Raw genomic sequence first — 14610 nt, 5'->3', positions numbered from 1 at the left:
AAAGGAAATAAAAATGGCTGTTCTCTCTACTGGCGCACTAACCCTTGCAGATTGGGCGAAACGACTGGACCCGGATGGTAAGGTTCCTGTTGTCGCCGAACTGCTCTCGCAGTCTAATGAAATTCTTGAAGACGCCGTGTTCATGGAAGGCAACTTGCCGACCGGCCACCGCGTCACCATCCGCACCGGTCTGCCAGCTGTGTACTGGCGTTCGCTGAACCAAGGTGTCCCGTCCAGTAAATCCACCACCGCGCAAGTCGATGAGTCGGTCGGCATGCTGGAAGCGTACAGCCGCGTCGATAAAGACCTGGCTGAATTGAACGGCAATACCAGTCAGTTCCGTTTGTCTGAAGATAGCGCGTTCCTGGAAGCGATGAACCAGGCACAAGCACAGACAATGTTTTACGGTAATCCCGCAAGCGATCCACGTCAGTATCTTGGCCTGGCTACTCGTTACGGCGCGATCTCCGGCGCGAACAACTCTCAGAATATTCTGAACGCTATCGGCACCGCTGGCGCCACCAACACATCGATCTACCTGGTTGTATGGGGCGAAAACACCGTGTTCTGCCCGTTCCCTAAAGGTTCGAAAGCCGGACTGATCCATGAAGACAGTGGTCAGATGACGGTGTACGACAACAGCGGCAGCCCATACCAAGCGTTCCAGACCCACTATCAGTGGAAGAACGGCCTGGTCGTTAAGGACTGGCGCTATGTTGTCCGTATCGCCAACATCAGCGTGACCAACTTGGTAGCGAACTCTTCGCCTGCCGATCTGATCTCGCTCTTGTCCCGCGCTCTGGATCGCATTCCGAACTTGGCCAACGGCCGCGCTTGCTTCTACATGAACCGCACCGTGTACTCGTTCCTGCGTATTCAAGCATTGAACAAGTCGAACTATGCCTTGAGCGTAGAAAAAGGTCTGAACCAGTTCGGTACGCCACAGTCCTGGTTGAGTTTCGAAGGTGTGCCATTGCGTCGTGTGGATCAGCTGTTGACCACCGAAACGCAAATCTCCTAACAGGAACCGGATCATGGATACGCAATTCGTGATCTGGTCAGAGCCTTGGCCCGCACGGCCTTCCGTGCAGCCTTGGCTCTTGTACCTGGCAGCTATTCCGGCCACCGGCCAAAACGTTCAATAAAGGATATTCAAAATGATTATCGACGCACTTTTGCAATTCTCCGGGACTATTCTCGGCAACACCGTCACTGCGCAGTCGTTGGTCGGTGTGGCAGCTACCACCACTTCGACTAACGTCGTGGACTTGGCCGGTGTCGGTACCGGCAACACCGCACGGGATCTCGGCCAAGGTGGCGGCTTGGAAATTATGGTGGAAGTCGTTCAGGCTTTCGCCGGCGGTACTTCCATGCAAGTCGCGCTTGTTCTCGCCGATGACGCGGCGATCTCGGTCAACGTCGAGCAGATTTTGCTTGAAGCGCCACTGACCATCGCTCAACTCCCGGCCGGTACCCTGATCCCGATTCATGTGGATCGTGCGGCACCGTTGCCAGCCAAGCGTTACATGGCGCTGCAATACACCACCGTCGGCACGATGACTGCCGGTTCGGTTACTGCTGCGATGGTGCGCGACGTGCAGGACAAGGGTAACAACACTCTGTTCAACTCCGGCTTCTCGGTGGCCTAATCAACACGGTCGGCCTTCGGGCCGATCTTTACGGAGAATAAAACATGGCACAAGTACGCGCCCTTACTACGCTTTTCCATAACGGCATGCTCGTCAATGCGGGCGACGTTTTTGAATACGCGGATGATCTTGCCAAGAAGCTGAAAGGCGAAGTGTCGGAAGGCATGGAGCTGGTCACGAAGAAGTCCAATGCCGCTTTTGCAAAGGTGCAAGCCGATGCACAAAAAACGCTGGAAGACACAGAGGCGGCCTTGCGCACGCACTTCAACGCTTTGAAAGCAGAACTTGACGCCGATCCCACGCGTGGCGATCTGGTGCAAAAAGTGCTGGATGCCGAAACCGCTGTCTCGGATGCCGCCAAAGCCGTCGCAGCTGGCGCAGCGACCAACGAATCCGAACTGGTTTAATTATTTCCGACGGGCTTTAACGGGGCTTCGGTCCCGTTCTTTTTAAGAGGTGTTCGCGTGGCGTCAGAAACAGACATCGCAAACGGCGCGCTGGCGCTGCTCGGCGACACCGCCAACGTATCGGCACTTAACCCGCCAAGCGGCAGCATTCAGGCCGTGCATTGCGCACGGTTCTATCCGATGGCGCGTGACCAGTTACTTGAAATGCACACCTGGGGGTTCGCAACAAAACGCGTCCAGCCTGCGCTATTGTCTGGGACACCGCCCGCACCGTGGGCATACTCTTATCAAGCGCCAAGTGATGTACTGAATTTCCTTTCTATCCTTGATCCGAATGCGACCGACGATTACAGCCAGGGCTTGCAGCAGTACGGCAGTATTACCGGCGCCAGTCAGTACAACATCGGGCTTTATACCCCGCAACCCTTCGCCGTCGAAATGGACGCGAACGGCAATCAGGTTATCTACACCAATCAGCAATACGCGATGCTCCGCTACACCGGACGCGTCACCGACACGACGACATTCGGCCCACTCTTTACGGAGGCGTTGACGCGCTTGCTGGCATCGAAGCTGGCCGGGCCAGTGATCAAGGGTTCCGAAGGTCGTGCCGAAGCGAAGGCGCAACTACAATCCTTCCAGGCGTTCTTCTCCCTGGCTACCGCGTCGGATGCGAACCAGCACCGGCAGAACCCCGCGCAAAGCGTTGACTGGATCGTGAACCGATGATTTTCCGCACACTACAAGAGGTGTTTTATCTCACGCCGACTATTTGCTGTTGGGTGGATGAAGAGGGCTATTTCACGGTATGCGTTGCGTACTATTGTTGGTCACTGGAAATAGCTCTTTACGGTGTCGGCAATGGGTGAAAAATCAACAGACCGATCGTTCGCCGGCGGTGAAATATCGCCAGATATGTACGGGCGTGTGGATCTGGCCAAATACCAAACCGGACTGGCAACATGCCGCAACGCGTTTGTGTTGCCACATGGTCCGGTAGAGAATCGGCCAGGTACGGAATTTGTGGCAGAGATCAAGAACAGCGCGAACGCGGCACGCTTGATTCCCTTCACCTTTAACTTCACGCAGACTATGGCGATCGAAGTCGGCGCCGGTTACTTCCGGTTCCACACGCAGGCCGGTACGCTATTGAGCGCAGGAGTCCCTTATGAAGTGGCGAACAGCTACGCGCAAGCGGACTTGATGAATATCCACTACACACAGTCGGCCGACGTGCTGACGCTCGTGCATCCGAACTATCCGGTGGCAGAACTTCGCAGACTTGGTGCGACGAACTGGGCGCTCACCAATCCGAGTTTCGCTATCCCCACGTATTGCCCAACCAGTGCCAGCGCCGTCGCCACGACACCCCATGCGACCACCTGGAACCCTTTCAATTGTCAGTACTGTGTTACCACGGTGCAAGTGACCGACCTGCAAGAATCGATTGCGTCCAACGTTACCGGGGCGGTGAACAACGACTTAACCCTTGTCGGCAATATCAACACGATCACCTGGGCGTTACCCTCCGGTGTTATCCCGGTGCGCTTCAACGTGTACAAGTACCTCAATGGCCTATGGGGTTATATCGGCCAAGCGGCGGCCACGGCCACCAGCTTCATCGATAACAACATCACCCCGAATACCGCACAAACTCCGCCGATCATGGACAGCGGTTTCAATGACGCCGTGGGCAACTACCCCGGCGCCGTCACGTACTTCCAACAACGGCGATGCTTTGCCGGAAGTACAAACGCGCCACAGAATGCCTGGTGGACCATGAGCGGCACCGAATCGAATATGACGTATACCTTGCCGGTGCAAGCGCAAAACCGTATCTCATTCAAGATCGCCGCGCGCGAAGCGTCCGGTATCCGGCACCTCGTCCCAATCGCCAATCTGGTTATGTTGACGGCTTCAACGGAGTGGCGGGTGTCGTCCACCGATGGCAATGCCGTGTGGGCTGGCAACATCAGCGTGCAGCCACAAAGCTATGTGGGTGCGAACAACGTCACGCCTATCGTCGTTGGCAACGCCTTGTTGTTCAGCCAGTCGCGGGGCTGCCGTATTCGGGAAATGTCCTATAACTGGCAATCGCAAGCGTACTTGACGAACGACATTAGCGTCATGGCCTCGCACCTGTTTGACTATCAAAACATCCTGGACATGACGTTTAGCAAAGCGCCGTACCAGTTCCTGCACTGTGTGACGAGTAACGGCAACCTGGCGAGTCTGACCTACGTGCCCGAACAGCAGGTGGCCGCATGGCACCACCATGAGTTTAGCGGCTTCGTAGAATCGGTATGCACGATCACGGAGCAGCCGGCCGGCACGGTGGCCAGCGAGGATATGCTTTACCTGATCGTCAATCGGGTTTTGAATGGTGTTACGCGCCGGTACGTGGAGCGCTTGCATACCCGGTATTTCAATACGGCCAGTGATGCGTTTTTCGTCGATAGCGGCGCGACGAACTTTTTACCCGGCACCTTTGCGCAGCAAGGCACAACGATTACCTGCAACATCCCTGCGCATGGCGTGACCGCAGGACAATCCCAATACTTCACGTTCAGCGATCCCACATTGTCGGGCACTTACTCGGTAACCACAGTGATCGATGTGAACAACATCACGCTGACCGCATCCACTAACGCCCAGGAACTCGGTACCGTCGCCATGACGCCGACGTACCAGGTGACGACGGTAAGCGGATTGACATGGCTGGCAAACCAGACTGTCAATGTACTTGCCGATGGCGCGCCGATTCCGCTGCAAGTCGTTAGCGCGACCGGCACCATCACGTTGCCATACCCTGCCACCAAAGTCATTGTGGGGTTGCCTATCACTTGCCAAGTACAAACACTGCCGGCCGCGCTGACGGTGGACGCAGGTTTCGGCGAGACGCTTCAGAAAAACGTGAACCGGGTGTACATGCGGGTGTTTCGCTCTAGCGGAGGGTATGTAGGGCCGGATGCAAATAACCTGACGTATTCCACTCAGCGGTCTAGTACCGACCTGCCAGGCTCGCAGCCTGCACTCGCCAGCGGAGTGGTAGAAGTGGTGATACAGCCAGACTGGAATTTTGACGGTTCGGTGTTCATTCAGCAGACAGATCCCTTACCGCTCACGATCTGCTCTATCGCCACGGACATGGACGTGCGGTAGGTGTACAAGCCCTAAAAAGTCATCGTTATGCTGGAACGACTTTTTAGGGGTTTTCATGGGCGCAAATGTTAATGAAATGAGCGGTCTACTGGCAACAATGGGCGCCGGGACGAAAGCGGCGGGGGCTTCCAACGCCGCCAGTGCGCAACAGGCTTCGCTTGGCTACCAGGCGTCCGTGGCGGCAAACAACGCCATTATCGCGCAGGACAAGGCCAGCATCACGCAGGACAATGGGCAAATTGCTGTCCAGAATCAAGACCTCAAAACCGCACAGACTTTCGGCATGCAACGTGCCGGCCTGGCTGCGAACGGGGTGGACTTGGGTTCCGGCTCTGCAAACGACATCCTGACCAGTACCACCATGATGGGTGCCCGCGACGCCGATCAACTTCAGACCAACGCTATGCGCGAAGCCTGGGGCTACTCCACGCAAGCCGCCGATGACACGAACAACGCCAAAGCACTCACATCCATGCAGTCCTCTATTAATCCGACCAACGCAGGATTGACTTCGCTCATGGGTAGCGCCTCCCCGCTGTCAAGCGCATGGCGCACCTTCAATACTGCAACCAACGGAGCGACTAGCTAATGCCGACCGTACCCTCGTATGACACCGCGCAGGTAGCGCCAGCGGGTGTTCCGAACGCGCAGATACAAGGCCTTACACCCCGACAACTTGCGCAAGGTGAGATCAGCGGCCAACAAACCGAACTCGCCGGCCAGAACGCGCTAAATCTTGGCGTGCAGGACGTGGACGCCAACGCTAAAGCGCAAATGATGGCGAACCAGGTGCGGGTGGATGCGGCATTGAACAACGTTCGCGCCGCGCAGCAAAAACTTACCTATGACCCTGAAACCGGGTATCTAAACCAAAAAGGCGCGGCGGCCGTACAGCCGAACGATCAGGGGCAAGGCTTACAAGACCAGTATGGGGCGAAGCTACAAGACGCGATCGGTAGCGCGTCGGATGGCCTGGCCAATGGCGCGCAGCGTCAAGTGTTCGCGCGCTCCGCTTCACAACTGTCCACGCAGTTCGACGGGCAGATTCAAAGCCACGTATTGCAGGAGTACAAACAATTCGGATTGGAAACGCAGCAGGGCACGGTGGCTCTTGCTGGCGATACTGCACAAAAGAACTGGCAAAACCCCGACATCATCGATCAGCAGATCGAAAGCGCAAAGGCAGCAGTGTGGAAGGCCGGACAGATCAACGGGGATCCGGGGAACCTGATCGAAGCTAAAACATTGCAGACCACGAGCGGCATCCATTCCGGCGTTATCAACGCGGCGGTACAAAACAACAATCCGCAATACGCGCAGCAGTATATTCAGAAATACAAAGACGATATGACAGCCGGTGACTTGCTTAAAGCGCAGGGCGTGATTACGGCGGATATGCGTGCGCGGCAATCCACGTCGATGGCGCTGAACGCGATGACTAACTATGCCCCGGCGTTTCAACCGACAGACTTCGACCGTATAACGCAGATTACGCGGCAAGCAGAAAGCACTAACAATCCGAATGCGGTGGGGCCGAACGTGCCAGGGCAAGGCACTGCCAAGGGCGCTATGCAGGTAATGGACGCGACTGCCGCGAATCCCGGTCACGGTATTGCCCCCGAAAATCCAGGTGTGCCCGGCGATAAAGAGCGCGTCGGCGTTCAGTTACTTGGTGCGCTGGTACAGAAATACGCTGGCGATCCTGCGAAAGCATGGGCCGCGTACAACGCTGGCGAGGGGAACGTGGACAAAGCGGTTAAGGACGCGGGGCCAGGCGGTAACTGGATGACCGCACTCGCACAATACCAGTCGCCCGCGAACCACACCCAGACATTGAATTACGTCAACAGCAACGTGAAGCAGTTGCAAAGCGGTGGCGGCGTACCTCCTATGCCGTCATTGCAGGATATACACAACAACATCCGCACACAGGCCGGGCCGAACGCCGACCCTTCCGTGTTGTCGGCGGCATTGACAGAGGGCACACGCCAGTACAACGACGCGGTGAAAGATCGATCTACGCAAGCCGATAACGCCGTACAGCAAGCGCAGACCTATCTCGCGCAGAACGGTGGCAACTTCGACGCCTTACCCGCGTCAATGAAGTCGCAGATCGTAGCGTTGGCACCGGACAAGTTGCCCGGCTTGCAGACCTACGCGCAAAGCATTGCCAATCCTCCAAAGACGGACAACATGGCCGCTTACCACACGGCTATCGAACACCCTGACGAACTGGCAAAAATGACGGACGCCCAATTTCAGCAGTTCGCCACTACCAATTTCGCGGAGGCAACGCAGAAGCAAGTCGCCAAGATCCGGCAAGACGAGATCAACGGCACTGCCGACCTGAGTGCCGGCGGCCTGAACTCGAAAGCGCTCACTACCGAACTCGGCAACCGGTTGACATCCTTAGGCATCGAGACGAAGCCCAAAGACGAAGCGGGCAAGCAGCAAATCGGCACAATTCAGAAATTCGTGACGGACGGTATTTTTGCGCAACAACAGCAGCTTGGCCGAAAGATGACCGCGCAAGAAGTCACGCAATTCGTGGATCAGCAGTTTCTTAAAAACTTCCAGTTCCATAGCACGTTCATGGGCATCCCCACGTCCGGCACGCAGCAAACCCCGTATCTGAAAATGGCGACCGGCGATATACCGGGCGATCAACTTGACCAGGTGAAGGCCGCACTGGCGAAGAACGGCAACACAAACCCTTCCAACGATCAAATTATGCGTACCTATTGGGCGCGGAAAACACAATAATGGCTGATACCCCAAACGAATTTGACGACGCCGCCGCCAGTGTAATGCAGGGGCAAACTGCCGCTATCCGTAACAACGTGTACAACGCTGTGAACCAAAACCCTGCACAAGTCGCGCAGCATTCACAGATCGCGCAAAGCCTGGGTATCCCACTGGAATCGGTTCAGTCCGATCCGGCCACGGCCAAGCAGCAAGCGGCCATGCAGTCGTTCGATGCGAACAAGGTGGTGACGCAATACCCGCACCTTGCGCAGTTCCTGACGAACCCAACGAACGCGGCGATGGCGCACACTGACTTGCCGACGTTGGCCGCCACGGAGCAAGCTGTTAAGGGGTTGCCACAATCCACTACCGCCAGCGCGCCGCCGGTGCTGACGAGTTCCGACTCGCCTAGTGTGGGAGGGTGGCTTTCCGATAACGTCAAGTCGATTCCATCCTTGCCGCTCAATGCTCTGCAAGGTGTCGGTGACTCGTTCAATACCGCCGCTAAAGCCGTCAACAGGGTGTTAGGCGTATTCCCTACGGCATACGACAAGCTGGCGGGAATGCTCACCGGGAAAGACACAACAGTAGCCGGCGACGCTTACAACAAAAACTTCATTGATCCGCTTGACCAGAACGCCACCGCATTGGCACTCGCTCCCGGTGCCACGACATTGCAGAAGGTGACGCACGGCGTGGGCAACCTGGTCGGCATGCTGGCGCAGATTGCCGGGACTGGCGGTATGTCAGAAGCGCCAGCCGTTGCCGACGCGGCAGCGCCGGTGCTTTCCACCGTGACAAACGCGGTATCGCACGCAGCGCGGTCAATGGCGTTTCCCTCGATCACTGCCGCCGTCAATAGCGGTACCGATGTCTACAATCAAACCGGTAGCCTGGCGGCGGCGGTGAAAGCGGCAACTGCCGCGTATGCCACCAACACCGCGATGGGCGTCCTTCCGATGTCGATGGAGGGCAGCTTAGCCACGCGAGTGGCGTCAGGGGTGCCGGTGGGTATGCTGACCGGCGAAGTCAATCGCCAAGCAATGAACGCCAGTCTGCCAGCAGGCATGCAACAACCGGCCAGTGTCGAGGACGCGATTGTCAACGGGATCACGGGTTCTATCTTGGCGGGGGCAATGGGCGCGAACCCCGCGCGGCATGAGCAAGCTGTCCGGCAAATGTACGCCGACGCTGATAAAGCGCAATCCGCCACGCAAGGCATGCAGGGCTTGCAAGCACTGGGCGAGTTGTCGAAAGCGTCCACGCTTCGCCAGAACGATCCGCAAGCCTTCCACGACTTCGTGCAAAAAGTGACGGAGGACGGCCACCTGCCCGAAGTGTGGGTGGATGGTAAAACGCTTTCCGATGCGCTGAACCAGTCCGGTATTTCGGCGGACGAACTGCAAAACAAAATGCCGGACGTAGCCGCGCAAATGCACGAAGCACTACAGACCAACGGCGACGTGCGGATCAGCACTGCCGATTACGCCACGAATATTGCAGGCGGTTCGCTTGAACAAGGACTGTTGCCGCACCTGAAAACCGACCCGGATGGCATGACGTTCCAGCAAGGACAAGACCACCTGGCGAATCAGCAAAGCGAGATGACCGCGCAAGCTAAAGTTTTGACCGAAGAGCAAGCCGCGAAGAACGAACGCGACGGTCAATTGAAAGACATTACGGACGGCGTGCAGCAACGGCTTGAAGCTACCGGGCGGTACCCTGCCGACGTGGCGAAAACACAAGCAGGGCTATACGGCGCGTTCTACGATACGGCAGCCGAGGGCATGAAGATATCGCCGAAAGAGCTGGTGGAGCGCATGCCGCTGCCGGATATCAAGGCGGACGGGCAGGGCGGTTTTAACCAAGCTTCAGAGGACGCACACGCGACCGCCATTACGGGTACCGAGTTCGGCGCTACCGATGCGCCGACCGCAGACCTGCGCAACGCCGCGAAGGACTGGTACAAAAACAATGTGCGCGGAACCACCGTGGTGAATGAGGCCAGTGGACGAGAGATCAAATTCGAGGGTTCACGTAAAGCCTTCAGCACAAGCGCCAATCCTGAAAAGATTAAGCTGTTCGCTGCGCTGCCTGAATTGCTCCGCAATGGAACGCTTGAGAATTCGAAGAATCCCGTAGACCCAAACAGAGAGCCTGACACGCGTGCGTACCACTGGTTGACTGGCACCGTCAATGTAGGCGGCGAAGTGAAACATGTTGGCGTTACTGTACGCGAGGACGGTAACGGCAACCTCTATTACAACCACAATCTCATAGAAAAAGGCTCCTTGCCTTCAGAGGACCGGACCGACCCTGCTCACAAAGCAGGCGGATTTCCGTCTGAAGGAGGAACCTTAAAGCAAAATTTAGCACCGACCGACGATGGCGTCAACCTGCATGTGCTTGACCAAGGCACCGGCAACCGTGGCAGTTACGATCCCGCCACAAACCGGATGGCGCTATTAAAAGACGCTGACCTGTCCACCTTCCTGCATGAGTCCGGGCACTTCTTCCTGGAACGTATGCACGAGATGGCGCAGCACCCGGAAGCGCCGCGGGGGATCAAAGACGACTTTGATACTTTGCTGCAACACTTTGGTGTTCAGGGTGAAACACCCGAAGCCCGCATGGCTGACTGGTCTGGCCGTGCGCTAGACGAAAAACGCGGAGGCCACGAACAGTTCGCCGAAGGCTTCGAGAACTACTTGATGTCCGGCAAAGCGCCAACACCGGAACTGCAAAGCATGTTTAGTCGGTTCCGCTCATGGTTGATGAGCGTGTACCAATCCATGCGAGGTGAAGTATCGCCAGAAGTGCGCGGCGTCATGGATCGCATGTTCGCTTCGCAGGAAGCGATCAACGAAGCGGAGCGCGTTCGGGCTTACGCGGTACCTGACTTGTCGTCCGAGCATGGCGACATGATCGACCAGTACAAAGCGCTCGGCCACGAAGCGACAGAGCAAGCGATCGCGGATATGCAAGCGCGATCCATGCGGGATATGAAATACGCCAGCAACGCCAAAAGCCGTGCGCTGAAAGAATTGCAAAGGACAGCGGTAGACGCACGCGAAGCGATACGCAGGGAAGTAACGCCGGAAGTTATGCGGCAGCCGGTGTACCAGGCGTGGCAGTTCTTGACGACGAAGGGCCACGAGTCCACGGAGGTACGCCCCGATGCAAAAGAGAAAAACGACCCGGACAGAGTAAATCCCGCAGCGGATAGTATGTTCACCGCGATCGCTAAGTTCGGCGGTTTAAAGGAGGAGGAAGTCAAAAGTAAGTGGGGCATCCCACGCAAAGAAGTGGAGTCTGACGTTTTCGGCAAACCCGTTGTCCGTAAAGAGGGCGGGTTATCGATTGACCGGATGGCGGAAGTGTTGGTGGAACATCACTACCTAAGCGCGCACGATCTACACGAATTCGAGGAAAAATTCGGCGAGGAGTTTGCGGGTACGAAACAGCATTCATGGCAGTACGACATACAAGGCAAAGAGCGCCCGTCGAACCCCCTGGACTTAGAGGACCGATACCACGGCAAGCTGAACACGGACGAACTGCGCGGGATGTACGGCACAGAGCATGATGCAGCTTGGCGGGTGCTTTCGGATCGCCGGATGACCAGCGATAAAGTAGGCATAGATCCTGAAATTATCGCGGATACCTTCAGCTTTAACTCTGCCCGTGAAATGGTGGATAGTTTGGCCAAGGCCGATACACCCTATAACGTCATCAAAGGCATGACCGACCAGCGCATGCTTGAGCGCCACGGCGAACTGGTAGATCCGGTGAGCATTGAGCGCGCCGCCGAAGCCGCTATACATAATGAAGTGCGCGCCAAGATGATGGCCACCGGCTTAAAGATGTTCACCAAGTCGCCGATGTCCGTGATCGAGATCAACAAAGCGGCCAAGGCTGCCGCCGATACCGCCATTGCTGCCAAGGCCGTAGGCGATCTGCGCCCCGCGCAGTACAGTGCCGCCGAAACCAAGTCGAACAGGGCGCTGCTAAAGCTGGCGCCGAAAGACCCGGCCGGTGCGGCTGTCGCGCAACGTGAGGCGTTGCTAAACAATCGGCTATTCAAGTCGGCCAGTGAAGCCGTGACCGATGTGCGCAAGGGCATGACGTACCTGTCCAGGTTGCAAAAGCCAAGTGTGCGCGGCAAGATCGACATCGATGTGCGTGACCAGATCGACGGCATACTGTCGCGCTTCGACTTACGCGCTAACCCCACCGATGCCCCGACACGCCCACAGTTGAACCTTGAAAAGTGGATCGAAAGCCAGGCGGCGGCCGGGTACTCGCCGACCGTCACGGCTGAAATGCTGGCGCCGGAGTTCCGCAAGCCTTACCGCGAGATGTCCGTGGAAGAGTTCCGTGGCATGGTGGACACGATCCGTTCGATGGAACACATGGGCAAAGAGCGCAACTTGCTGTCGATCAACGGCGAGAAGCTAAACCTGTCCGACTTCGTGAATAACGAACTGGTACCAAAATTGCAGGAGCGCGGCGACCGTTTCAGCGTTGACCAGATTTACACGAAGCCGGAGGATCGCGGTATCAGTCAAATGGCCGTCGCGCTTGACCATGTGTCAAGCTGGTTGCGTGGCCTTAACGCGCAATTGAAACCACAGGAATTCAAGCGCAACGACTTTGACCGGCATGAACTGTTAGGGCCTTTCGGCAAGGCGCTGTTCGATCCCGTCCTGGACGCAAATTACAACAAGGTGCGGATGCAGAAAGGTTTGTCCGATGACTTCCGCGTGAAAGCGGACGAACTCGGCGGGGACTGGCAAAAGAGCTTGCACGACATGCTGCCGAACGACAAGTTGGTGGACGCTATTGCCACCAAAGAAGCGGGCGTGCCGGTGTATATGAAAATGTCGCGCGGCAAGATGGTCGGCATGGCGCTTCACGTTGGCAATGAATCTAACTTCGATAAGCTGACCAAGGGTTACGGATGGGAGCCAGAAAAGGTATGGGGCTTCTTGCACGACAACATGACAGCAAACGACTGGAACGCCGTGCAGCATGTGTGGGATCTGTATGAAAAGCACTGGCCGGACATGCAGGCGATGTATCGCCGACTTGGCCAGACCACACCGGACAAGATCGAACCGCGCGCCTTCAAGACGCCATTCGGTGAAATGGACGGCGGCTATGCGGCAATCAAGTACGATCCGCTGCGCTCTCGTCGTGGCGAGAAAGACGCCGCTGGCGCTGCCATTGATCCAGGTAAGGGATTGTTCGGTGCGGACTACTTCAGCCGGTCGGCCACAACAAACGGCAGCATGAACAAACGGATTGATGGTTATACCGATGCGATCGATCTCAACTTCCACACAATTGAGCGCAGCTTGCAGGAATCAATCCACGATCTCGCGTACCGTGAAGCACTCATTAACGCTAACAAAATCGTGGAGCATCCTGATTTCCGCAAGGCGTTTTTAAAAGCCTACGGACGGGAGGATTACAGCGCCTTGCAGGACTGGATAGGCCGCATAGCGAACTCGGACAACTCTGACCGCGCCGTGGGGGCGTTCGGCCGTTTCATGCAGTACACCCGTACCGGCATGGTGATGAACGCGATCGCTCTGCGCGCCACCACCGTACTCAAGCACGGCGGCAGCGCCGGTATCAAAACCCTGGGGTACTTTGCCGGCGGCGGGGAAAAGTATCTGGCCAGCCGGTTCGCCGCAATGGGTAGCGATTACACGAACCAGATCACCGGAGCTAAGGAAAAGTTCGGCGAGATCAATGCGCGCCTGTTACAACAAGATCGGGATTATCGCGCCACCGCGTCCAGCATGTTCGAACCGGAAAGCGTCAGGAGCCAAGCCGAACGCTTCGGCCATTCGGCGGTAGCCTGGTCGGACATGATGACGGCAGTGCCTACCGCCTGGGCGGCGTATGACCGGGCTATCGCGGAAGGTATTCCAGTTCGGCAAGGCGGTACCGGCAAACCGATGACGGAAGCACAAGCCGTTTCCTATGCCAACAAGATCGTGCGCGAAGCCCACGGATCGAACGTAGAGGCTGCACGCTCAAACATTATGACTGCGCCAAGCGAAGGGCTGAAGTTGTTCACCACGCTCTACGGCTTTATGAATAACAGTTACGGACAAATGGCGGACAGCATTAATAAGTTCCAAACTCCCGGACTTGGCAAGCCCGAGATCGTGGCGCGCACTTTGATGGCGATCATCGTCCCCGCATTGTGGGCGGGCTACCTATCGGAAGGCGGAGCGAAAGAGGGCGAAAGTTGGGGTGCATGGGCTGCGAAAGCGATTACTGGCGAAGTCGCTGGTATGGTTCCGGTTGTGCGTGACGCCTACAGCATGGCACAGGGCTTTAGCCACGCGGGGGTTATCGGCGCCGAATCCTGGATGTCCACAATGGTGAACGCAGGCAAGGATGTGGTTCATGCTGCGCAGGGCAAGCCTGCCAATAAACCCGTTTCCGATATCGCTGACGCCGTTGGCATGGGGCTTCATATCCCCGGCCTTGGCCAGTTAGGCAAATCCGCGCAGTACGTGTCAGACGTGCAGAGCGGTAAGCAACATCCCGCCAATGCTTTCGAATACGCGAAGGGGATGGTGGTAGGCGCTCCTCACAAAAAGTAAGGGTGTACAAGCGTGGTGCGGCAT

The 14610-nt window shown here is 56.9% G+C and carries 8 protein-coding genes; all 8 read left to right on the top strand.

The features are described from left to right. Window positions 1-13 precede the first annotated feature (13 nt). Complete coding sequence (locus tag RGU70_RS13645; protein WP_322209947.1) at window positions 14-1021, top strand: major capsid protein; 1008 nt, start codon at window positions 14-16, stop codon at window positions 1019-1021. Between the two features lie 136 nt (window positions 1022-1157). After that, on the top strand, window positions 1158-1649 hold the full coding sequence (locus RGU70_RS13640) for a Bbp16 family capsid cement protein (RefSeq protein WP_322209946.1): 492 nt from the start codon (window positions 1158-1160) through the stop codon (window positions 1647-1649). Window positions 1650-1693: 44 nt separating this feature from the next. Then, entirely contained in the window at window positions 1694-2056 is a 363-nt protein-coding gene (locus RGU70_RS13635) for a hypothetical protein (protein WP_322209945.1), read from the top strand. Between the two features lie 57 nt (window positions 2057-2113). Continuing rightward, on the top strand, window positions 2114-2785 hold the full coding sequence (locus RGU70_RS13630; protein ID WP_322209944.1) for a hypothetical protein: 672 nt from the start codon (window positions 2114-2116) through the stop codon (window positions 2783-2785). A gap of 132 nt (window positions 2786-2917) precedes the next feature. Then, window positions 2918-5218, top strand: a complete 2301-nt coding sequence (locus RGU70_RS13625; RefSeq protein ID WP_322209943.1) for a hypothetical protein — start codon at window positions 2918-2920, stop codon at window positions 5216-5218. A gap of 55 nt (window positions 5219-5273) precedes the next feature. Further along, the gene (locus tag RGU70_RS13620) at window positions 5274-5807 is read left to right on the top strand and encodes a hypothetical protein (protein WP_322209942.1); all 534 of its coding nucleotides are present in this window, start codon (window positions 5274-5276) and stop codon (window positions 5805-5807) included. After that, window positions 5807-7981: a transglycosylase SLT domain-containing protein gene (locus RGU70_RS13615; protein ID WP_322209941.1), complete on the top strand. Its 2175-nt coding sequence runs from the start codon at window positions 5807-5809 to the stop codon at window positions 7979-7981. Before RGU70_RS13620 ends, RGU70_RS13615 begins: the two co-directional genes overlap by 1 nt. Further along, the gene (locus tag RGU70_RS13610) at window positions 7960-14586 is read left to right on the top strand and encodes a hypothetical protein (protein ID WP_322209940.1); all 6627 of its coding nucleotides are present in this window, start codon (window positions 7960-7962) and stop codon (window positions 14584-14586) included. The genes RGU70_RS13615 and RGU70_RS13610 overlap by 22 nt, the downstream gene beginning before the upstream one ends. Window positions 14587-14610: the final 24 nt, after the last annotated feature.

Origin of the sequence: Herbaspirillum sp. RTI4, from assembly GCF_034313965.1 — a bacterium.
In the GTDB taxonomy this organism is placed as follows: Bacteria; Pseudomonadota; Gammaproteobacteria; order Burkholderiales; family Burkholderiaceae_D; genus Herbaspirillum.
This window is presented reverse-complemented; position numbering and strand designations above follow the sequence as displayed.

Excerpts from the sequence above, each read along its gene's own strand:
- RGU70_RS13620 (WP_322209942.1), top strand. The coding sequence starts at position 5,274 with ATGGGCGCAAATGTTAATGAAATGAGCGGTCTACTGGCAACAATGGGC.
- RGU70_RS13635 (WP_322209945.1), top strand. The coding sequence starts at position 1,694 with ATGGCACAAGTACGCGCCCTTACTACGCTTTTCCATAACGGCATGCTC.
- RGU70_RS13615 (WP_322209941.1), top strand. The coding sequence starts at position 5,807 with ATGCCGACCGTACCCTCGTATGACACCGCGCAGGTAGCGCCAGCGGGT.
- RGU70_RS13625 (WP_322209943.1), top strand. The coding sequence starts at position 2,918 with ATGGGTGAAAAATCAACAGACCGATCGTTCGCCGGCGGTGAAATATCG.
- RGU70_RS13640 (WP_322209946.1), top strand. The coding sequence starts at position 1,158 with ATGATTATCGACGCACTTTTGCAATTCTCCGGGACTATTCTCGGCAAC.
- RGU70_RS13645 (WP_322209947.1), top strand. The coding sequence starts at position 14 with ATGGCTGTTCTCTCTACTGGCGCACTAACCCTTGCAGATTGGGCGAAA.